Source organism: Pusillimonas sp. (assembly GCF_035515275.1).
Classification (GTDB): domain Bacteria; phylum Pseudomonadota; class Gammaproteobacteria; order Burkholderiales; family Burkholderiaceae_B; genus Pusillimonas.
Genome location: NZ_DATJBQ010000032.1, coordinates 1 through 21,802, shown reverse-complemented (window position 1 = coordinate 21,802; position 21,802 = coordinate 1). Strand labels below are relative to the sequence as shown.

Sequence of the window (21,802 nt, the reverse complement as noted above, 5' to 3'; positions counted from 1 at the left end):
TCTGCAACGCATCGGCCAAGCCAAAGCCCATGCAGGCCACCAGTACACCCACCGGGTTCCAGCCCCCAAACACACACAGGCAATGGCGATAAAGCCCCGGCCCGCCACCATACCCTCGACAAACGCATTGACCTGGGCCAGCACCAAAAATGCGCCGCCCAGGCCGGCCATGGCCCCGCCAAACAACACCGCCATGAAACGATATCGATTAACGTCGATACCGGCGGCGTCGGCAGCCTGCGGGTTCTCGCCGGAAGCACGAAGCTCTAGCCCCAGCCCCGTGCGCGGCAAGGCAAAATACAGGGCAAAGGCCAGGGCCACCGCCACGTACACCAGCAATGTGTGGTTGAAGAACACCGGACCAATAAAGGGGATGTCTCGTAGAGGACCAAAATCGACGGCGGAGAACGAGGGGATCATGACCGGCGCACCGCCGATGGTAAGCCGGTAGCCGACCCCTGAAAGACCCGCCCCCAGAAAAACCAGCGCCAGCCCCGACACGATCTGGTTGGCCCCCAAATAAATGGACACTACGCCGTGAATCGCCGCCAATGCCAGACCGCCGACAATGGCCAGGCTTACGCCGCCCCACGGATTCCCGCTATACACCGCACCCGCCGCCGCCAGAAAGGCACTGAACAGCATGATGCCCTCAAGCCCCACGTTCATCACGCCGGCGCGCTGGCTGACGGTTTCGCCCAACGCCGCAAACGCGATGGAAATGCTTAACCGTATTCCGGCCGCCGCCAGGCCCGCAATCATCAGATCCATCAGGCGCCTCCCTTCTTGCTGGAGATGGCTTCAAAGCAGAGAAAGCCCAGTATCACCACGCCTTCAATGATGTAGACAATGGGAAACGGAATATTTGCCTCGCGTTGCAACACCCCCGCGCCGACATAAAAAATGGCAAACAATATGGCCATGGGCGCCACCCACAAGGGCGAAAGCCGGGCCATCAGCGCAATGGCAATGGCGGCCTGACCGTAACCGGACGAAAAGTCGTCTTGAAGACGCTCGTGTATGCCGGCCACCTGCACGCTGCCGGCAAGCCCGGCCATGCCGGCGCTGATCAGCATGGCCCAAACCACCACGCGCTTTTCGCCCAGCCCGGCATAACGGGCCGCGAAAGGGTTGCGACCCACGGCGGTAAGCCTGAACCCGAACGAGGTCTTTTTAATGACAACGGCCAGAACCACCACCGCCACAATGGCCACCACCAGACCGTAATGCACGCGAGAGCCCTGTATCAGGTTGGGCAACAGCAGGGATTCAGGCAGATAGTCGCTCCAGGGCATCAGGCGGGCCGGCTCTTGCAAGGGGCCGCGAATGCCCCAGCTAAGCAACTGCAGCACAATAAAGTTCAGCACGATGGTCGAAATGATCTCGCTGGCTCGAAACCGCAGCAGCAGCCAGGCCACCAGCACGCCCAACGCCCCGCCCCCCACAAAGCCCGCCGCCAGGTAACACAGCAAGCCCAAGGGCACGGGCAAGTCTGCAAACCAGGGCGAGCAGGCAAAGGCCACTATCGAGCCCATTAAAAACTGCCCGTCGCCGCCAATGTTGAAAATGCCCGCCCTGAAGGCCACGGCCACCCCCAGGCCCACAAGCGTCAAGGGTATGCTTTGCGTCAGTACCTCGTAGAAGCCATTGGACGTGCCCAGCGTATACGCCAAAAGCGCTGCGTACGCCGCAATGGGGTCGCGCCCCGCCGCAAGAATGAAAACGGCCGGAACAAGAGCCGTTATCACCACAATTACCAGGGCGACCAACCACATCGACTGACGCGGATTGTTTGCTGGAAAAGCGCTTATCGCTGCGTCATCCACCGGCCGACCTCTTGAATGGTGGTTTCTGAAACCGGCACGGGTCCGTGCAGGCGCCCCGCCGAAAGCACCATGATGCGATCAGCGACCTGCCACACCTCGGCCAGATCGGCCGAAGCAAGCAGTACTCCGGCGCCTTTGGAACGTCGCGCCAGCAATTGATTGTTGATGAAGGCAATGGTTTTTACATCGAGCCCACGGGTGGGGTGAGCAGCAATGATCAGGTTGGGGTCGTCGGCGAGCTCTCGCGCCAGCACCAGCTTTTGCTGATTGCCTCCCGAAAGCTGAGACATTGTCGCCCCCAGCCCTGGCGTTTTAACCGCATAAGAGGAAACCGCCACGCCCACCGCCGCCTGCACCACCGAGGGCAGCAGCCAGCCGCCGCGATTGAAGCGCGCATTGCGCAGATGAGTGAGCAAGAAATTGTCGGTCAGCGGCGCATCAACCAGCACGCCGTCTTTCAGGCGGTCTTCGGGTATGTGGCACACCCCCGCGCGCCGCAGCGCTGCCGCATCCAGATAGCCGCGGCCCCCGCCGAACCAATAGTGAAGCCGGCCCGACTCGGGTTTGAGCAAGCCGGCCACAATCTGCACCAGCTCGGATTGACCGTTTCCTTCGACGCCGCACAAGGCCAGAATTTCGCCGCTACGCAATTCGAATGCAACATCGCTTAGCGCCGTTGTGCCATTGCTGCGGCGAATACTAAGCCCCGATACCTTCAGTAGGCTCTGCTTTGATTGCACCGCATGATCTTCTTTGGGGCGCAGCGCAGGCATATCGTCGCCCACCAAGAGGCGGATGAGGTCGTCGCGGCTTTTGCCACCGACCTCTGAAGTGCTTACTACCTTGCCATGGCGCATGACCACGACCCGGCGGCAAGACTCAAGAATGTCTTCGAGCTTGTGGCTGATGATGATGACCGAAGTGCCCTGAGCGGCCAATTCGGCCACCAGTCGAAACAGGGCCGGCCTTTCTTCCTGGGAAAGCACGGCGGTGGGCTCGTCCAGAATCAGCAGGCGCGGGCGGCGCGAAAGCACCTTGATGATTTCAACCCGTTGCTGCTGACCCACCGTAAGGCGGTCGACCCGGGCATCGAAATCGATCTCGATACCCAATCGCTCGGCAATCGCCCCTATCGTGGTTTTAAGATCGTCGAACCGCAATACGGCGCGCCGCCCCCAGCGCGGATCGCCCAGCGCCAGGTTTTCAGCCACGGTAAGCGCCCCCACCAGCTTGAAGTGCTGATGCACCATGCCGATGCCGGCATCGGCCGCCTCGCGGGGTGAATTAAAGGCAGCCGGTTTGCCGTCCAGCCACATGGCGCCGGCGTCGGGGCTAATCAGCCCCGAGATGACGTTCATGAGCGTAGACTTGCCGGCGCCGTTTTCGCCCAGTATTCCCAGTACCTCGCCGCGTCCGACCTCGAAACTGATCTGGTCGTTCGCGACAAGGCTTCCGTAACGCTTGGTGATGCCTTCCAGCCTTAGCAGCGGAACTTCAGCCATGGTCAAGCTTCCGTGCGGTTCAAGAGGTTTTCTCGCGGATCTGGGGTAGATCTTTGATGGTGCCATCGCGAATACCGTCTTGAATCTCTTTAATGGCGGCCTTGTCCTTGTCGGACAGCTTGTCTTCGAACTTGCCAAATGGGGCCAGGCCAATGCCGTTCTCTTTCAGGCCCAGCAGGTAGTTCTTGGGTTCAATGCTGCCGTCAATGACCTTGCCGATCGCCATGTCGATATTCACATCGAAGTTGATGAGCGCAGTGGTAACGATGGTGTCGGGTGCCAGAGCCGCAGAATCAAACGCGGTGCCGATCATGAGCGCGCCTTTTTCTTTAGCGGCTTGCAGGGTGCCCAGCACATTCTCGTTGCCGATGCCCGAAACCACGTCGGCACCACTATCGATCATGCTGGAGGTGATCTCTTTGGCCTTGGCAATGTCCGAGAACGAGCCCACATAGGCCGACAGCACCTGGATGTCGGGCTTGATGCGCTGACTGCCGCGCTTGAAGCCTTCGTCGTACTCTTGAATGGTGGGTACCGGTATGGCGGGCACGTTGGCGATTCGGCCCGACTTGCTGACCAGCGCCGCCACGGCGCCCGCCATATAGCCGGCGTCGCCCCAACGATTGTCAAACGACGCCAGATTGGGCGGCGCCGACACTTTCGTGGTGTTTACGATGAACCAGGTCTCGGGAAAGCGCTTGTGGATGCGCTTGGCCGAATCGGCAAACTGAAAACCGTGCGCAATGACAAGGTCGTAGCCGTCGCGGGCGTATGACGACAAAGCTTCTTGTGCTTCAGCCACCCCGGTGTTTTCACGCACCGATACCTGCATATTGGGGTACTTTTCTTGGGCTTTTTTAATGCCTGCAGCGGCGGCGCTGTTGAATGTGCCGTCAGTAACCGAGCCGGGCAGGATCAAGGCCACCTTAAGGGCGGATTTGTCTTGCGCCTGCACGGTAAACGGAAGCACTGCAAGACATAGGGTGCAAAGTAGTCGGCGTAGCATGGTTGTCTCCTTATGGGTTTTATTTCAATGCTGCGTTGTGTCACCTGCGGCTGAACCGTCTCGTGATGCTAGGGCTGGTGTTTTCGCATCATGTCGAGTGCTTCATCGCTGGTCATGACGTTGCCAAACTGCTGAATGATGTTTTCGAGCGCCGAGCGATGTTCTTCGTCGGACAGCGCAGCGCAACAATCAGACAGCATCGTCACCTTGAAATCCATCATCATGGCGTCGCGCGCGGTCGATTCGCAACACACGTTGGTCTTGGTACCGGCTATCAGGACAGAGTCGATGCCCATGCTGCGCAGTACCCGCTCAAGAGACGACGATCCGGCGGTAAGCGCGCTGTATCGGTTCTTGATGATGGTAATGTCGTTGTCGTCTACATGTAATTCGGAATACACCGCCTGGTTCTCGGGCGAATTGCTTTCCAGCGTGCGGGCACGTACCTGACCCGACACCACGTGGTTGTAGAAAAGCTCCCAGTCGCTGCGGCCCTTGTGCTGGGTATTGGCATGCAGTACCCAAATAACCGGCACACCGTCTTTGCGCAGTTCGGCCGCCAGCTTGTTGATGGGCGCCACCACCCCGCGCGAGGTCGCAACCTCGGCGGGTGAACCGGGCGCGCAAAACGTGTTCTGCATGTCGATGACCACCAGCGCCGTGCGCGCAGGGTCGATTGACTCATAAAAGTTGATGCGTCCACGGCGCGCCATGAGCCGGTCGAAAATTTCTTGTCGGATCTGAATATTGTGCATTGATTGGGTCCACCAGAATCGGGTTGCAAACGACGGCTCAGCCGTCAACGACATCATATAGAAAAGGGTCTTCAGTGAGGGCCATTTCGCTGTCCAGCAAATGGCCGCACTCATTGCACACGAACTCGCGCAAGACCAGGTCGGGGTGTACGGAAGACGACCACCCCGGCAAACCGGCAACCGGCTCGGTTTTAAGTATGGCGTGATCCTTCCAGTGCGTATCTTTGGCGAACGGCGCGATGGCGTGGCCGCACTGGGCGCAGCAAATGCTGCTTTGCGAACCGTCGTCGCGGCGTACAAGGGTAGGAGAAATACGGGTCGTCATGCGGGTACTCCTGCTTTCATGCGCTCGGCTTTCAGCTGCTCACGCCGCGCTGCGGTGGCGGCCTCGTCGGGCCGGTCGTTTTCAAATACCACGCCGTAAATGGCTTCGGCCGCTTCTTTCGATACCGTGCGGGTTCTGACGTCGGTGGCCACCTCGGAAACCGGGCGCGAAAGCGGGTCGCCCACGCCGCCGCCGCCGTTCCAGCGAAGATAGAACGCGTCGTTGATGCCCAGGGGAAACACACCCCAACTAATGGGAGTGGGCTCACCCGTCAATGAAGCCGCGTCGGTCTCCAGGCGCACGCCTGCCGCGCCAGACTTGGCACCGCGATACAGCACATAGTCGTTGGACGCCCCCGACCCACCTCCGGCCAGGCCGTCGCTCATGGGGAACTTCGAGCCTTTGCCCGACAGCACAAAATTGATGCCGCCGTCGGGGCTGCCGTGAGGCACGATGGCGATTTCACCACCCAGCCCGCCCCGGTAGCGACCGGCACCGCCTGAATCGCTCATGCGACGACGAAACAGATACCGTATGGGAAAAGCGCCTTCAACGGTTTCGACGTTGGCCATGCGTGAAATGGGGTTTGGCATTTCTCCGCCAATATCCACGCCGTCGCCATAGGTTTTTGCGCCTCCGGCACCGGCGAAGGTTTCGGTCAGCGTGTCGATGGCCAGGCGGCCTTCACGCGTGTGCCCGAACATGAACACGGCAAAGTGGTTGGCGTGCCACACGGCGGTGGCCTCGTCCTTGTATTTTTCACTGGCGGCCAGCATTTTCCCAATGGCCGAGCAGGCGGCGTTATTGACCGACTGAATGGCGCCCACCGTTGCCACCGACACAGGGGCAGGGCGGGTGCAGTTTACGATGCTGCCTTCGGGGGCGATCATTTTTATAGGCTCGACTGCGCCCTGGTTCCAGGTAATGTCGTAGCACAGCAAAGGAAATAGCGGTGCAAACAGCCCGCCCAACGCCGCCCACTTGGTGCAATTGACGCTGTAGGCCGACTGGGGGCTGGAGCCCGTAAAGTCGAAAGTAAGCGTGTCGTCCTTCTTGGTCATGGTCAGCAGCACTTTGGCTGTCTCACCCTTTACATCAATGTACTGACGCGACTTCCATTGCCCATCGGGCAATTCGCGCAGGCGCTGACGCAACAACTGCTCGGACTGTTCGATCAGGTTGCGGCCCACGTGGTCAACCGCGTCGGCACCGTATTTGTCGATTAGCGCCAGCATGCGTTGACCGGCAACGTTGTTGCAGGCGATCAGCGAACGCAGGTCAAGCGCGACCATTTCAGGGCTGCGCACCATGTTCAGGAAGGTGTCCCAGACGTCCTGGCGCAGTTCGCCGCGGCTGATCAGTTTGAGGCCCGGGCTGCTGAAACCTTCACTGTAGATGTCGGTGGCGTCGGGGGCGAAACCGCCCGGGTTCATGGCGCCAATGTCGGACACGTGCACGAAGCAAGCGCTCCAGGCCACGAGCTTGCCTTCGTGGTGTATGGGGGCCAGCATGTAGACGTCGGATGTGTGCAACGCCGCCGTGTACGGGTCGTTCAACATGAACACATCGCCTTCTTCGATCTGCCCTTCAAAGCGGCGGATGACTGCCTTGCAGGCTTCGGCGGCACTGGTCAGGTGATGCAAGAAACCGACACCCCCCATCAGCAGCGAGCCATCGGCCCGATACAGGCTGACCATCAGGTCGTGGCCTTCGTTGGTAATGGCTGTGCCCGATACGTGCTTAAGCGTAATGACCGCTTCTTCGACCACACGGAACAGACGGTGACGGATGATGGAATAAGTAATGGGATCCATGCTTTACCTCACTCGAATTCGACGATGACGTTGCGGTATTGGTCGACGCTTGCCTTCTGGCCCGCCTGCAACACAATGGTGGTGATCGGCGTGTGAACGACCGCCGGGCCGGCGAAGCAATTACCGGGCTGCAGCTTTTCAAAGTCGTAGATGTCGGCCGGTGCCAGACCGTTGGCACGTTCCACAAAAATATTGCGTTTACCGATCAGTGCTGCACTGGCGTCTGCGCCGCCCATAGGCAAGGTGGGCACCTCGGGCTTCTTGAGCAGGCCCTCGGCCTTGAGCCGGAACAGTTTCATTTCGATGCCTGCCTCGCGGTAGGCCGAACCCTTGCCGAACTTGCGCTCGTACAAAGCTTCGAAGTCGGACAGCAACTGGGCCAGGCCCTCGTCAGTAATCGGTGTTGCGGCGCGTACCGGGGTAGTCAGCTCGTGCACCTGGCGCGCGTAGCGCAGGTCGACCGACCATTCAAAACGCATCTGATCATCGGCAAAGCCTTCTTCACGCAACTGCGCCCGGGCCTGTTCGATCATGGGTTGGTACAGCGCGTTGATTTCGGCTGCCGGAACATTGGCCGGCAAGCTGCGAGTGACCGAGTACTGGTGAACGATGTCGGCGGAAACCAGGCCGAAGGCGCAATTGACCGATGCAGTATAGGGAACCACAATTTTGCGCACACCCAGTTCGGCACCGAACATGGTCGAGAGCATGCCGCATGAGCCGCCGAACGAATGCATGACGAAGTCGCGCGGATCAAGGCCGCGCTCGACGGTAATTTCACGGATCAGATCGGTGATCTGCGCCGATGCCAGGCGGTAGATGCCGATGGCGGCCTGTTCGACGCTCATGTTAAGCGGCCTGGCGACTTTTTCTTCAAAGATGCGTCGGGCCGGTTCCACGTCAAGCTTCATGGTGCCGCCCAAGAACGTGCTGGGGTCCATGTAGCCGATCAACATAAAGACGTCGGTAAGAGTGGGCTCTTGGCCACCCAGGCCGTAGCATATCGGCCCGGGGCGCGAGCCCGCCGAGCGCGGCCCCACTCGGGGTTCGCCGGTGGCTTCATCAATACTGATGATCGAGCCGCCGCCTGCGCCGATGGATACCACCTCGATCTTGGGCGCCGAATAATGGAAGCGGTCGACCATGGGCTCGCGGGCGTATTCGATTTCTCCGTCTTGTATGACGCTGACCTTGAAGGTGGTGCCACCCATGTCAACGGCAATGACGTCGGGCTGGTCAAGCAATTGGCCCAACGACTTGCTGCCGATGACACCGGCGGCGGGCCCGCACTCAAGCATGCCCACCGAGCGGTCGCCGGCCTCGCCTGCGGGCAGCAAGCCGCCGTAGCCTTGCATGACCATGGTCTGGCCGCGATACGCTGTGGCTGAAAGCTTTCTTTGCAGGTCGGCCAGATAGCTTTGCGTAATTCCGCCACAATAGGCGTTGATCACCGCCGTAGAGGTGCGCTCGTATTCGCCGGGCAACGGGGCAATATCGGACGACAAGGTGCAGTAGGCATTGGGGGCCACCCGTCGCGCGGCTTCTTTGATGGTGCGCTCGTTGATGGGGTTGGCAAACGACCACAGCAGCGACACTGCCAGAGCTTCTGCGCCTTTTTCTTCGACCAGGTAACGCAGGGCGTCTTCTACCTCGGCCGGGTCCAGTTCGCACAGTACGTCGCCCATTGAATCAACCCGTTCGGCCACGCCGTGGATCAGATCGGGCGCGACCAGCGGCGCTGCGCGCTCGGTCTTTACAATGTGCTTGATGCGGTCTTCGGTTAGCCCGCCCCAACGGCCGTACGCACCGCGGGTAACCAGAATGGTGTCTTCGAAACCGCGAGTGGTCAGCAAGCCCACCTTGGCTCCGTCGCGGGTAAGAATGGTGTTGTCGACCACTGTTGACCCATGCACGAATAGATAGGTTTTTGCCAGCAGGCTGTCGACCTCTTCGCCCATCGCGTCTGCGGCCGAACGTATCGAATCAAAAATGCCGGTGGCGTAGTCGGGGGGTGTCGATAGCGCCTTGCCAATACGAATTGGCTCACCGGCCGCGAAGACCACCGTGTCGGTACACGTGCCTCCCACGTCGGTGGCGATCACATACTTGCGTTTCTGTGCTTCGTCCATACCTGCCTTGTCTCCAGTTTTAGATGTAATTACAGGTGTATTTGTAGCTTTTATAACAGCTGTTTTTACAAGCAACAAGAACGAAATCGCACATCAAGGGTAAATCCCAGGTACAAAAAAAACCCGCCGAACGCAATGAAGCGCGGCGGGTTTCAGGCACAGCCCGAACAAGCTGGGCTGTGGTTTTTGGCTTATTCGCCCGAGCTTTCGCTGGAAGGCGCTGCCGGTTCGTCGTGCGAGCCGTCGTGAGTGACGGGTGCCTCGGCAGACGGCGGCGTGTCTTCGAACGGGTTGGCCATGGCGCGTGCTGCTTCGCGCTCGGCCGCCTCGTGGCGCTCTTTGGCCTTGCGAGCCTTGTGATACGACATGCCGGTACCCGCAGGAATCAGGCGGCCGACAATGACGTTTTCTTTCAGGCCGCGCAACTCGTCGCGTTTGCCCATAATGGCCGCTTCGGTCAGGACCCGGGTGGTTTCCTGGAAGGAAGCTGCCGAAATGAACGAGTCGGTGGACAGCGAAGCCTTGGTGATACCCAGCAGTACGTTGTCGTACGTGGCGGGAATCTTGCCTTCGGCTTCCATTCGATCGTTCTCGTTGAAGAGCTCGGAACGCTCGACCTGCTCGCCGGTGATGAAGTTGGTGTCGCCGGCGTCGGTGATGTTTACGCGGCGCAGCATCTGGCGAACGATCACTTCAATATGCTTGTCGTTGATCTTTACACCCTGCAGGCGGTAAACGTCCTGCACCTCGTTGACGACGTAGTCGGCAAGACGCTCGATGCCCTTGAGACGAAGAATGTCGTGTGGATCGGGCGGGCCGTCGACGATCATTTCGCCCTTGTTCACCACCTGGCCGTCGTGCACCAGAACCTGCTTCTCTTTGGGAATCAGGGTCTCGTGGCTGACGCCGTCAAGGTCGGTAATGACCAGACGCTGCTTGCCCTTGGTGTCCTTGCCGAACGAGACCGTGCCAGTAACGTCGGCAAGCGTGCCGGCGTCTTTGGGTGAACGAGCTTCGAACAGTTCGGCCACGCGGGGCAGACCACCGGTAATGTCCCGGGTTTTTTGCGATTCTTGCGGAATACGGGCCAGGATCTCGCCGACCGACACTTGCTGGCCGTCGCGCACGGTGATCAGGGCGCCGACCGGGAACGAAATGTTCACGGGGTGCTCGGTGCCGGGGATCTTGACCTCTTCGCCTGCTTCGTTGAGCAGTTTGATCTGAGGACGCATCATGATCTTGCCGGTGCGCGACTTGGGCGTAATCACGACCAGGGTCGACAAACCGGTCACTTCGTCGAGCTGACGAGCAACGGTGACGCCTTCTTCGATGTTCTCGAAGCGCACCTGACCTGCAAACTCGGACACGATGGGGCGGGTAAGAGGGTCCCAGTTGGCCAGACGCTGGCCGGCTTTGACCACGTCGCCGTCGTTGACGCCAATGGTCGCGCCGTACGGAATTTTGTGACGCTCGCGCTCGCGGCGGTTGTCGTCAAAAATAACGATTTCACCCGAACGCGAAATGGCGACTTTCTCGCCCTTGGCGTTGGTGACATAACGCATGGTCAAGGCAAAACCAACCGTACCTGCCGACTTGGTTTCAACCGAGCTGGCCATGGCAGCGCGCGAAGCGGCCCCACCGATGTGGAAGGTACGCATAGTGAGCTGCGTGCCGGGCTCACCGATGGATTGCGCCGCAATAACGCCCACGGCTTCGCCCTGGCTAACCATGGCGCCGCGGCCAAGATCGCGGCCGTAGCAGTGTGCGCACAAGCCGTGGCGGGTTTCGCAAGTAAGCGGGGTGCGAATCTTGACTTCGTCCACGCCCAGGCTGTCGATGTAGTCGACCAGGTCTTCGTCGAGCAGGGTGCCGGAGGCCACCGCGGTTTCCTGGTTTTCGGGGTTCACGATATCAGCTGCCGTAACACGACCCAGAATACGATCGCGCAAAGGCTCGATGACCTCACCGCCCTCGACCAGGGCCTTCATGGTGTAACCATGAGAGGTGCCGCAATCGACTTGAGTAATGACCAGGTCTTGCGTAACGTCGACCAGACGACGCGTGAGGTAGCCCGAGTTGGCGGTTTTAAGTGCCGTATCAGCCAGACCCTTACGCGCACCGTGTGTCGAAATGAAGTACTGCAGTACGTTCAGGCCTTCACGGAAGTTGGCGGTAATGGGCGTTTCAATAATGGAGCCGTCGGGCTTGGCCATGAGGCCGCGCATACCGGCCAGCTGGCGGATCTGAGCAGCAGAACCGCGGGCGCCCGAGTCGGCCATCATGTAGATGGAGTTGAACGACTCTTGACGCACCTCGTTGCCGTGGCGGTCGATGACCGGCTCGGTGGCCAGTTGTTCCATCATCGAGCGACCGACCTTGTCGCCGGCCTTGCCCCAGATGTCGACCACGTTGTTGTAACGCTCTTGTGAGGTGACCAGACCCGATGAGTACTGCTTGTCGATCTCTTTGACCTCTTGGCTTGCCTGAGCCAGGATCTCTTCTTTGACCGCAGGTATCAGCATGTCGCTCATGGCGATTGAAATGCCGCCACGTGTGGCCAGGCGGAAGCCCGACTGCATGAGCTTGTCGGCAAAAATGACCGTGGCGCGCAAGCCGCAACGACGGAACGACTGGTTGATAAGACGAGAAATTTCTTTCTTCTTGAGCGCGCGGTTCAGTGCCGAGAACGGCAAGCCCTTAGGAAGGATTTCTGACAGCAAGGCGCGACCAACCGTAGTTTCAAAACGGCGCAACACCGGCTGAAACTGGCCTTCGGCGTCTTTTTCGTATTCGTTCAAACGTACGGTGATACGAGTTTGAAGTTCGACTTCGCCGGTATCGTAGGCACGCTGCACTTCGGCCAGGTCGGCGCAGAACATGCCTTCGCCCTTGCCGTTGATGCGCTCGCGGGTCGTGTAGTACAGACCCAGCACAATGTCTTGCGACGGCACGATGGAAGGTTCGCCGTTGGCGGGGAACAGCACGTTGTTCGACGCCAGCATCAGGGTGCGGGCCTCGAGCTGGGCTTCGAGCGACAGCGGTACGTGAACAGCCATCTGGTCGCCGTCGAAGTCGGCGTTAAACGCCGCGCAGACCAGCGGATGAAGCTGAATGGCCTTGCCTTCGATAAGCACAGGCTCAAATGCCTGAATACCCAGACGGTGCAGCGTGGGCGCACGGTTGAGCATGACCGGGTGTTCGCGAATGACTTCTTCAAGAATGTCCCAGACCACCGGCTCTTGGCTTTCAACCAGCTTCTTGGCCGCTTTGATGGTCGTGGCCAGACCCATCATTTCAAGGCGGTTGAAAATAAAGGGCTTGAACAGCTCAAGGGCCATGAGCTTGGGCAGACCGCACTGATGCAGCTTAAGCTGCGGGCCCACCACAATAACCGAACGACCCGAATAGTCGACGCGCTTGCCCAGCAAGTTCTGACGGAAACGACCGCTCTTGCCTTTGATCATGTCGGCCAGCGACTTGAGCTGACGCTTGTTGGCGCCTGTCATGGCCTTGCCGCGACGACCGTTATCGAGCAGGGAGTCGACCGACTCTTGAAGCATGCGCTTTTCGTTGCGCAAGATAATGTCGGGGGCTTTCAGCTCGAGCAGACGCTTAAGACGGTTGTTGCGGTTGATGACGCGACGATAGAGGTCGTTCAGGTCGGACGTGGCAAAGCGACCACCATCGAGCGGCACCAGGGGGCGCAGGTCGGGGGGCAGCACAGGCAGCACTTCCATGATCATCCAGTCGGGCTTGATACCCGACTTCTGGAAGCCTTCCAGCACCTTCAGGCGCTTCGAGATCTTTTTGATCTTGGCATCGGAACCGGTAGCCTTGAGTTCGGCACGCAAGGTTTCGACTTCGCGATCCATGTCGAGGGTGCGCAACAGTTCACGCACGGCCTCGGCACCCATGAGCGCATGGAAGTCGTCGCCGTATTCTTCGGTTTTGGCCAGGAAGTCGTCGTCGGACATGATCTGGCCGCGCTTGAGCGGTGTCATGCCGGGCTCGATCACGCACCAGGCTTCAAAGTACAGCACGCGCTCGATGTCGCGCAGGGTCATGTCAAGCACCATGCCCAAACGCGAGGGCAGGCTCTTCAGGAACCAGATGTGCGCAACCGGGCTGGCCAGCTCGATATGGCCCATGCGCTCGCGACGCACTTTGGCCACGGTAACCTCGACGCCGCATTTTTCGCAGATGACGCCGCGGTGCTTGAGCCGCTTGTACTTGCCGCAAAGACATTCGTAGTCTTTGATGGGCCCGAAAATCTTGGCGCAGAACAGACCGTCGCGTTCGGGCTTGAACGTGCGGTAGTTAATGGTTTCGGGCTTACGGACTTCTCCGTAAGACCACGAACGCACCTTTTCAGGCGACGCGATACCAATCTTGATCGCGTCGAATTGCTCGTCTTGCGAGACTTGTTTGAAAAGATCGAGTAGCGCTTTCATTATTTACGCTCCAAATCCATGTCTAGCGACAAAGATCTAATTTCTTTGACAAGAACGTTGAACGACTCGGGCATGCCGGCATCAATGACATGATCGCCCTTGACGATGTTCTCGTACACTTTGGTGCGGCCCGCGATGTCGTCGGACTTGACCGTCAGCATCTCTTGCAGCGTGTACGAAGCACCGTAAGCCTCCAGCGCCCAGACCTCCATCTCGCCGAAACGCTGACCACCAAACTGAGCCTTGCCGCCCAGCGGTTGCTGCGTCACCAACGAGTACGGGCCGGTAGAGCGCGCGTGCATCTTGTCGTCGACCAGGTGATGCAGCTTGAGATAGTGCATGTAGCCGATGGTGACAGGACGCTCGAACTGCTCGCCGGTGCGGCCGTCGAACAGCCAGGCCTGAGTACGCTCGGTCGTAAGCTTGAGCTTTTCGGCCACGTCGTCGGGGTACGCCAGCTCCAGGATTTCGCCGATCTCTTCTTCGGTGGCACCGTCGAACACCGGCGTGGCAACCGGCAGACCTTCTTTCAGGTTGCGTGCCATCTCGATGATTTCGTCGTCGGACAACTCTTCGAGATGCGCCGAACCGCCGCCGGCGTTGTACACCTTCTGCAAATAGCCGCGAAGCTGTTTGACCTGAATGGCTTTTTCGTTGTTAAGCATTTCGGCAACGCGATGGCCCATGCCCTTGGCGGCCCAGCCCAAGTGAACCTCGAGCACCTGGCCCACGTTCATCCGGGAAGGAACGCCCAGCGGGTTGAGCACGATGTCGGCGGGGGTGCCGTCAGCCATGTGCGGCATGTCTTCAACCGGCGTAATGCGCGAGACCACACCTTTGTTACCGTGACGACCGGCCATTTTGTCTCCGGGCTGCAGGCGACGCTTGACTGCCAGGTACACCTTGATCATCTTGAGCACGCCGGGGGGCAGCTCGTCGCCTTGAGTAAGCTTTTTACGCTTTTCTTCGAAGGCCAGATCGAACTGGTGACGCTTGTGCTCGAGCGATTCTTTGGCTTGCTCGAGCGCAAGGGCGTGAGCCTCGTCGGCCAGGCGGATGTCGAACCACTGCCAGCGATCGAGGTCGTCGAGGTACTCGCGAGCAATTGCCGTGCCCTTGGCCAGCTTACGCGGGCCGCCGTTTACGGTTTTACCCACCAGGAGCTTGCCGATACGATCGAAGGTGTCGTTTTCAACGATACGCAGCTGGTCGTTGAGGTCTTGACGATAACGGCGCAGCTCGTCGTCGATGATCGATTGGGCGCGCTTGTCGCGCTCGATGCCTTCGCGAGTGAACACCTGTACGTCGATAACGGTGCCGACCATGCCCGAGGGCACGCGCAGCGAGGTGTCTTTAACGTCGGAAGCTTTTTCACCAAAAATGGCGCGCAGCAGTTTTTCTTCGGGGGTAAGCTGGGTTTCGCCTTTTGGCGTTACCTTGCCCACCAGCACGTCGTCGGCGCGAACTTCGGCACCGATGTACACAATGCCCGAATCGTCGAGACGATTAAGCTGGGTCTCAGCCAGGTTGCTGATGTCGCGGGTGATTTCTTCGGCACCCAGCTTGGTGTCGCGGGCAACGACGGTAAGCTCTTCGATATGAACAGACGTGTAGCGGTCGTCGGCAACCACTTTTTCCGAAATAAGGATCGAGTCCTCGAAGTTGTAGCCGTTCCAGGGCATGAACGCCACCAGCATGTTCTGACCCAGGGCCAATTCGCCCAAGTCGGTCGATGCACCGTCGGCCAATACGTCGCCGCGCGCGACCAGGTCGCCACGCTTGACGATGGGGCGCTGGTTGATGTTGGTGTTCTGGTTGGAACGGGTGTACTTGATGAGGTTGTAGATGTCGACACCCACTTCGCCGGCCACGTTCTCGTCGTCGTTGACGCGAATAACGATACGCTCGGCGTCAACGTGGTCGACCACCCCGCCACGCACGGCCTGAACCGTCGTGCCCGAGTCGACGGCCACGGTGCGTTCGACACCGGTACCGACCAACGGTTTTTCGGGACGCAGGCACGGCACGGCCTGGCGCTGCATGTTGGCGCCCATCAGGGCCCGGTTGGCGTCGTCGTGCTCGAGGAAAGGAATGAGCGAGGCGGCAACCGAAACGATCTGCGACGGCGCAACGTCCATGTACTGGATGTTCTCGGGCGAAGTCAGCATGGTTTCGCCGGCCTCACGGCAAGCAATCAGGTCGTCGGTAAAGGCGCCTGTTTCGTCGAGCTTGGCGTTGGCCTGGGCAATGACATAGTTGCTTTCTTCAATCGCCGACAGGTAGTCGATCTGTTCGCTGACCTTGCCGTCAATGATCTTGCGATAAGGCGTTTCAAGAAAGCCGTACTCGTTCAGGCGTGCATACAACGCCATCGAGTTGATCAGGCCGATGTTCGGGCCTTCAGGGGTTTCAATGGGGCAGACGCGTCCGTAGTGGGTGGGGTGCACGTCGCGCACTTCGAAGCCGGCGCGCTCGCGAGTAAGACCACCAGGGCCCAAGGCCGAAACACGGCGCTTGTGGGTGATTTCGGACAGCGGATTGGTCTGATCCATGAACTGCGACAGCTGGCTCGAACCGAAGAACTCTTTGATCGCAGCCGAAATGGGCTTCGAGTTGATCAGATCGTGCGGCATGAGGTTTTCGGTCTCTGCCTGACCCAGACGCTCTTTGACGGCGCGCTCGACGCGCACCAGGCCTGCACGGAACTGGTTCTCGGCCAGTTCGCCCACGCAACGCACACGACGGTTGCCCAGGTGATCGATGTCGTCGATCTGGCCACGACCGTTGCGCAGCTCGACCAGCACCTTGATGGTGTCAAGGATGTCTTCGTCGGTAAGGGTAAGCGGACCGGTGTTGTCTTCGCCACGACCAAGACGGCTGTTGACCTTCATTCGGCCGACGCGCGACAGATCGTAGGCGTCTTCGCTGTAGAACAGACGCTGGAACAGCGCTTCGACGGCCTCTTCGGTAGGCGGCTCGCCGGGACGCATCATGCGGTAGATGGCAACGCGCGCAGCCATCTGGTCTGCGGTTTCATCCGTGCGCAGGGTCTGCGAAATATACGAACCACGATCAAGATCGTTGGTGTACAGCGTCTGGATTTCGCGGATGTTGGCATCGCGAATGTCAGCCAGAATCGATTCGGTGATTTCGTCGTTGGCGTTGGCAATGACTTCGCCGGTTTCCGGGTTGACCACGTTCTTGGCCAGCACCTGACCCAGAAGGAAATCTTCGGGCACCGAAACGCGTTCAATCTTGGCAGCGGCGATGTCGCGCAGGTGCTTGGCATTGACGCGCTTGTCTTTCTCGACCAGAACCTTGCCGTCGCGATCGACAATATCAAAATGCGCAACCTCGCCCTTCCAGCGCTCGGGAACGAACTCGAGCATCGCGCCTTCCGACTGGATTTCAACGTTGTCGAAATCGAAGAAGTGCGCAAGGATGGCCTCGGGGGTCATGCCGATGGCTTTAAGCAAGATGGTTACCGGCATTTTGCGGCGACGGTCGACCCGGAAGAACAAGATGTCTTTGGGGTCGAACTCGAAGTCGAGCCACGAACCACGGTAAGGAATGACGCGGGCCGAGAACAGCAATTTGCCCGAGCTGTGCGTTTTACCGCGGTCGTGCTCAAAGAACACGCCGGGCGAACGGTGCAGCTGCGAAACAATAACGCGTTCGGTACCGTTAATGACAAATGAGCCGGTATTGGTCATGAGCGGCATTTCGCCCATGTATACTTCTTGCTCTTTTACTTCTTTGACCGTGGGCTTGCTTACCTCGCGATCCATCAGCACCAGGCGAACCTTGGCGCGCAACGGCGAAGCATAAGTAAGACCACGCATCTGGCATTCTTTGACGTCGAATACCGGGTCGCCCAGCACGTAGCTGACGAACTCCAGACGAGCCATCTGGTTGTGGCTTACAATCGGGAAAATTGAGGTGAAGGCAGCTTGCAGGCCTTCGTCCTTGCGTTGGGAAGGTGGTGTATCAGACTGCAAAAAAGTTAAGAACGATTGCAGTTGAGTCGCCAAAAGGTAGGGTACGTCTTGGACGTCTTCACGCTTGGCGAAGCTCTTACGTATGCGCTTTTTTTCGGTATACGAATAAGGCATGAGCACTCCGACTCGAGGGGTTACATGGGCCGTCAACCACGGCCCTGGCTTACGACTCCAGAAAACCCCACTTTAACCACATAAACGGGCTAAAAATACGGGTTTTCTGGAGACGCAAAAGCCCGGGAAGGCAAAAAACCTTCCCGGGCCGGCGTCAACCAGCTTACTTAAGCTCGGCCTTGGCGCCGGCTTCTTCAAGCTTCTTCTGAGCAGCTTCTGCGTCAGCTTTCGACATGGCTTCTTTAACGGGCTTCGGAGCACCGTCAACCAGGTCTTTGGCTTCTTTCAGGCCCAGACCGGTGATTTCACGAACGGCCTTGATGACGCTAACTTTGTTTGCGCCAACTTCGGACAGAACCAGGTCGAATTCGGTCTTTTCTTCTGCAGCGGCAGCAGCGCCACCGGCTGCAGGAGCAGCAACAGCCACAGCGGCGGCAGCAGCCGACACACCGAATTTCTCTTCCATGTCCGTAATCAGTTCGGACAGCTCGAGGACGGTCAGGTTAGCGACTGCGTCCAGGATTTCTGCTTTGCTTAATGCCATTTTTAGAACTCCAAATAGATATAAATGCCAGGGTTGGGTATCGCTCGGTCTTTCGACGAGTCCCGGAAGCGTTTAAGCGGCTTCTTTCTGATCGCGCACAGCGGCAAGGCCGCGCACGAACTTGGTGGGAACTTCGTTGAGCGTACGCACAAATTGCGTGACGGGTGCCTGCATAGTGCCCATCAGTTTCGCCAACAGCTCTTCGCGCGATGGCATGGTGGCCAGAGCCTTCACACCTTCGGCATCAAGGGCGTTATCGGGCAATGCCCCGCCGGTGATAACGAGCTTGTCGTTGGTTTTCGCGAAACTGGCGAGTACCTTGGCAGCCGATACTGGGTCTTCGCTGACCGCGTACATAAGCGGACCAGACATTTTGGAGGAAAGCGTCTCGAAAGGCGTTCCTGCCACAGCACGGCGGACCAGCGTGTTTTTAAGAACACGCAGATACACACCCGACTCACGCGCTTGTTTGCGCAATACGGTGACGGCAGCGACGTCCAGACCACGGTACTCGGCGATAATAACTGACTGGGCCTTTGCAAGTTCTGCAGAGACTTCCTCAATTACGACCGCTTTCTCTTCACGATTGAGACTCACGGTTTGAACACTCCATCTAACGACACAAAAGAGGGTCTTTCGTGTCTACCGAATGCGGCGCACCTGGTCGAGTTCTTGATAAGAATTCTTCCATGGGCGCCGTCTGCGCTGGATACAGGCTGTAAAACAGCTTGTTGATTAAGCCTTGGGCCGAACTTGCGAACGGCTTGGGGCTCCAGCGGTCTTTGACAGCGGCACCCGGGCAAGGCCCGGGAACAGCCCAAAGTACTATTTTCCGACGACTTGATTGATTAAGCCGTCAGTGAAGCGATTTCGACGCGAGCACCGCCGCCCATGGTGGACGAAACGGCAAGCTTGCGCAGGTAAATACCTTTAGACGCAGCGGGGCGTGCTTTGTTCAGGGCATCGACCAGAGCGTCCAGGTTTTGCTGAAGCTGTTCGACACCGAACGAGGCACGTCCGATGGTTGCATGAATGATGCCTGCCTTGTCGGTACGGTACTGCACCTGACCGGCCTTGGCGTTCTTGACGGCGGTAACGACGTCGGGGGTAACCGTACCCACTTTAGGGTTGGGCATAAGGCCGCGAGGACCCAGAACCTGACCCAGCGCACCCACGACACGCATGGCGTCGGGCGAAGCAATCACGACGTCGAAGTCGAGGTTGCCGGCCTTGATGCTTTCGGCCAGGTCTTCCATACCGACGATATCGGCGCCGGCTTCTTTGGCTGCGTCGGCCTTTTCACCCTGGGTGAACACCGCTACACGCACCGATTTACCGGTGCCGGCGGGCAGCACGACGGAACCCCGTACCAGTTGGTCGGATTTTTTGGGATCGATACCCAATTGCACGGCAACGTCGATGGATTCGTCGAATTTGGCCGTGGCGGTTTCCTTGACGAGCGCAATGGCTTCGGCCACAGGATAGAATTTGGTGCGATCGATTTTTGCCTTGATCGCGGCGGCGCGTTTACCAAGCTTGGCCATGTTATACCCCCTCGACCGTGATGCCCATGCTGCGGGCGCTGCCGGCAATGGTACGAACTGCTGCGTCCAGATCGGAAGCGGTCAGATCGGGTGATTTGGTTTTGGCGATCTCTTCGGCCTGAGCGCGGGTAAGCGTGCCCACTTTGTCGGCGTTGGGACGCGGCGAACCTTTTTGCACACCGGTTGCCTTCTTGATAAGAATGGCCGCCGGAGGCGTCTTCATAATGAAGGTGAAGCTTTTATCAGCGTAAGCGGTAATCACCACGGGAATCGGCAGACCAGGCTCCATGCCTTGGGTCTGGGCGTTGAACGCCTTGCAGAATTCCATGATGTTCAGACCGCGCTGACCCAGCGCCGGACCAATTGGGGGTGACGGATTTGCCTTACCAGCTGGTACTTGCAGCTTGATAAAGCCGACGATTTTCTTCGCCATGCTTATGCTCCTTGCGGGTTCAAACGCCGGCCGCAACTAGCGGTTCGGCTCCCCGGGGTTGTAAATATCAGGACTTCTCGACCTGACCGAAATCGAGTTCGACAGGGGTGGCCCGACCAAAAATGGTCACGGAGACACGAACCTTGCTTTTCTCGTAATTGACATCTTCGACGTTGCCGTTGAAGTCGGCAAACGGACCTTCTTTGACGCGAACCATTTCGCCCACTTCGAAAAGTATCTTGGGACGAGGTTTTTCGACGCCTTCTTCCATTTGCGAAAGAATTTTCTCGACCTCGCGGTCGGAAATGGGCGCAGGCCGGTTGCCCGAACCGCCCAAAAACCCGGTAACCCGGTTGGTGTTCTTGACCAGGTGCCAGGTGTCGTCGGTAAGATCCATTTCAACCAGCACGTAGCCGGGAAAAATACGACGTTCGGTAATAGACTTTTTGCCGCCCTTTACTTCGACGACTTCTTCGGAGGGAACCAGAATACGGCCAAAAGACGTTTGCAGCCCGGCCCGCTCGATGCGCTCAAGCAGTGCCTTGTGCACGCTTTTTTCCATGCCCGAATAGACGTGGACGACATACCAACGTTTGCTCATGTGTGCCCTTTATCTCCAGCCCAGCAACAGGCCATAAATGACCCAGCCCAGGGTTTTGTCGACGAGCCACAAAAACAGGCCCATGACCGCCACGAACACAAACACGATGCCGGTCATTTGCGTGGCCTCTTTGCGAGTGGGCCACACTACCCGCTTGACTTCGTTGTACGAGTCGCGGATATAACCGATAGAGCGCCGGCCGGGCTCACTGAACCAGGCGATAACGGCAGCCACGATAACGCTGCCGATAAACACACCCACCCGCACCACGGCGGGTTTGTCGTCGAGCACCGAGAACGCAACGATGCCGGCAATAATGACAAGCACCGCAAGACCCAGCTTGAGGCGGTCTACAGTGCTGCTAACGGTTTCTACGTTGGTGTTCGACATATTCAGGCGAGTGACCCGCTGCTAGTGCAACCTGCATTTTGCGGCGGCGATGATGGCAGGGGCAGTAGGAATCGAACCTACAACCTTCGGTTTTGGAGACCGACGCTCTGCCAATTGAGCTATACCCCTATAACCTGCTAAGGAGCCCCTGCTGCAACCAGCGCGGCGGGGGCCCGCTTGGACTACGCGAACGAGGCATGAAGCCTGGTTCGATTATTGCATTGTAAAACTTACTTGGTGATTTTAGCTACGACACCGGCGCCCACGGTACGGCCGCCTTCGCGAATGGCGAAACGCAGGCCTTCTTCCATGGCGATGGGGGCAATGAGCTTGACTTCCATCGACACGTTGTCGCCGGGCAGCACCATTT

17 protein-coding genes and 1 tRNA gene are annotated in these 21,802 nt (G+C 58.7%); all 18 read right to left on the bottom strand.

The features are described from left to right. Nucleotides 1-771, bottom strand: a 771-nt coding sequence (locus VL003_RS02020) for an ABC transporter permease (protein WP_325439068.1), incomplete at its 3' end; no start/stop codon positions are given. Then, nucleotides 771-1,826 (bottom strand): ABC transporter permease, encoded by a 1,056-nt coding sequence (locus tag VL003_RS02015; RefSeq protein ID WP_325439066.1) that lies wholly within the window; start codon nucleotides 1,824-1,826, stop codon nucleotides 771-773. The genes VL003_RS02015 and VL003_RS02020, both read right to left, overlap by 1 nt. Then, nucleotides 1,808-3,328 (bottom strand): ABC transporter ATP-binding protein, encoded by a 1,521-nt coding sequence (locus tag VL003_RS02010; protein WP_325439064.1) that lies wholly within the window; start codon nucleotides 3,326-3,328, stop codon nucleotides 1,808-1,810. The genes VL003_RS02015 and VL003_RS02010 overlap by 19 nt, the downstream gene beginning before the upstream one ends. A 19-nt stretch (nucleotides 3,329-3,347) precedes the next feature. Continuing rightward, nucleotides 3,348-4,334 carry a BMP family protein gene (locus VL003_RS02005; RefSeq protein WP_325439061.1) on the bottom strand — a complete coding sequence of 329 codons (987 nt, stop codon included), beginning with the start codon at nucleotides 4,332-4,334 and terminating at the stop codon, nucleotides 3,348-3,350. 68 nt (nucleotides 4,335-4,402) lie between these two features. Further along, nucleotides 4,403-5,089 carry an isochorismatase family cysteine hydrolase gene (locus tag VL003_RS02000; RefSeq protein WP_325439059.1) on the bottom strand — a complete coding sequence of 229 codons (687 nt, stop codon included), beginning with the start codon at nucleotides 5,087-5,089 and terminating at the stop codon, nucleotides 4,403-4,405. 37 nt (nucleotides 5,090-5,126) lie between these two features. Next, entirely contained in the window at nucleotides 5,127-5,414 is a 288-nt protein-coding gene (locus VL003_RS01995) for an acetone carboxylase subunit gamma (RefSeq protein ID WP_325439057.1), read from the bottom strand. Then, the gene (locus VL003_RS01990; protein ID WP_325439055.1) at nucleotides 5,411-7,228 is read right to left on the bottom strand and encodes a hydantoinase B/oxoprolinase family protein; all 1,818 of its coding nucleotides are present in this window, start codon (nucleotides 7,226-7,228) and stop codon (nucleotides 5,411-5,413) included. Before VL003_RS01990 ends, VL003_RS01995 begins: the two co-directional genes overlap by 4 nt. A gap of 8 nt (nucleotides 7,229-7,236) precedes the next feature. Continuing rightward, nucleotides 7,237-9,357: a hydantoinase/oxoprolinase family protein gene (locus VL003_RS01985; protein WP_325439053.1), complete on the bottom strand. Its 2,121-nt coding sequence runs from the start codon at nucleotides 9,355-9,357 to the stop codon at nucleotides 7,237-7,239. 191 nt (nucleotides 9,358-9,548) lie between these two features. After that, complete coding sequence (gene rpoC, locus VL003_RS01980) at nucleotides 9,549-13,808, bottom strand: DNA-directed RNA polymerase subunit beta' (RefSeq protein WP_325439051.1); 4,260 nt, start codon at nucleotides 13,806-13,808, stop codon at nucleotides 9,549-9,551. Next, entirely contained in the window at nucleotides 13,808-17,920 is a 4,113-nt protein-coding gene (rpoB, locus tag VL003_RS01975) for a DNA-directed RNA polymerase subunit beta (RefSeq protein ID WP_325439049.1), read from the bottom strand. Before rpoB ends, rpoC begins: the two co-directional genes overlap by 1 nt. Nucleotides 17,921-18,083: 163 nt before the next feature. Beyond that, nucleotides 18,084-18,464 carry a 50S ribosomal protein L7/L12 gene (gene rplL, locus VL003_RS01970; protein ID WP_325439047.1) on the bottom strand — a complete coding sequence of 127 codons (381 nt, stop codon included), beginning with the start codon at nucleotides 18,462-18,464 and terminating at the stop codon, nucleotides 18,084-18,086. Between the two features lie 72 nt (nucleotides 18,465-18,536). Continuing rightward, nucleotides 18,537-19,061, bottom strand: a complete 525-nt coding sequence (gene rplJ / locus VL003_RS01965) for a 50S ribosomal protein L10 (protein WP_325439045.1) — start codon at nucleotides 19,059-19,061, stop codon at nucleotides 18,537-18,539. Nucleotides 19,062-19,312: 251 nt separating this feature from the next. Then, nucleotides 19,313-20,008 carry a 50S ribosomal protein L1 gene (gene rplA, locus VL003_RS01960; RefSeq protein WP_325439043.1) on the bottom strand — a complete coding sequence of 232 codons (696 nt, stop codon included), beginning with the start codon at nucleotides 20,006-20,008 and terminating at the stop codon, nucleotides 19,313-19,315. A 1-nt stretch (nucleotide 20,009) separates the two neighbouring features. Continuing rightward, complete coding sequence (gene rplK / locus VL003_RS01955; protein ID WP_325439041.1) at nucleotides 20,010-20,441, bottom strand: 50S ribosomal protein L11; 432 nt, start codon at nucleotides 20,439-20,441, stop codon at nucleotides 20,010-20,012. Between the two features lie 67 nt (nucleotides 20,442-20,508). Next, nucleotides 20,509-21,042 (bottom strand): transcription termination/antitermination protein NusG, encoded by a 534-nt coding sequence (gene nusG, locus VL003_RS01950; RefSeq protein WP_325439039.1) that lies wholly within the window; start codon nucleotides 21,040-21,042, stop codon nucleotides 20,509-20,511. Between the two features lie 9 nt (nucleotides 21,043-21,051). Continuing rightward, a complete protein-coding gene (gene secE, locus VL003_RS01945; RefSeq protein ID WP_325439037.1) occupies nucleotides 21,052-21,432 on the bottom strand; it encodes a preprotein translocase subunit SecE in 381 nt (126 codons plus the stop codon). A gap of 53 nt (nucleotides 21,433-21,485) precedes the next feature. Continuing rightward, nucleotides 21,486-21,561 (bottom strand) — tRNA-Trp (locus tag VL003_RS01940). Nucleotides 21,562-21,662: 101 nt separating this feature from the next. After that, the coding region (locus VL003_RS01935) for an EF-Tu C-terminal domain-related protein (RefSeq protein ID WP_487047241.1) at nucleotides 21,663-21,802 on the bottom strand (140 nt) is incomplete at its 5' end.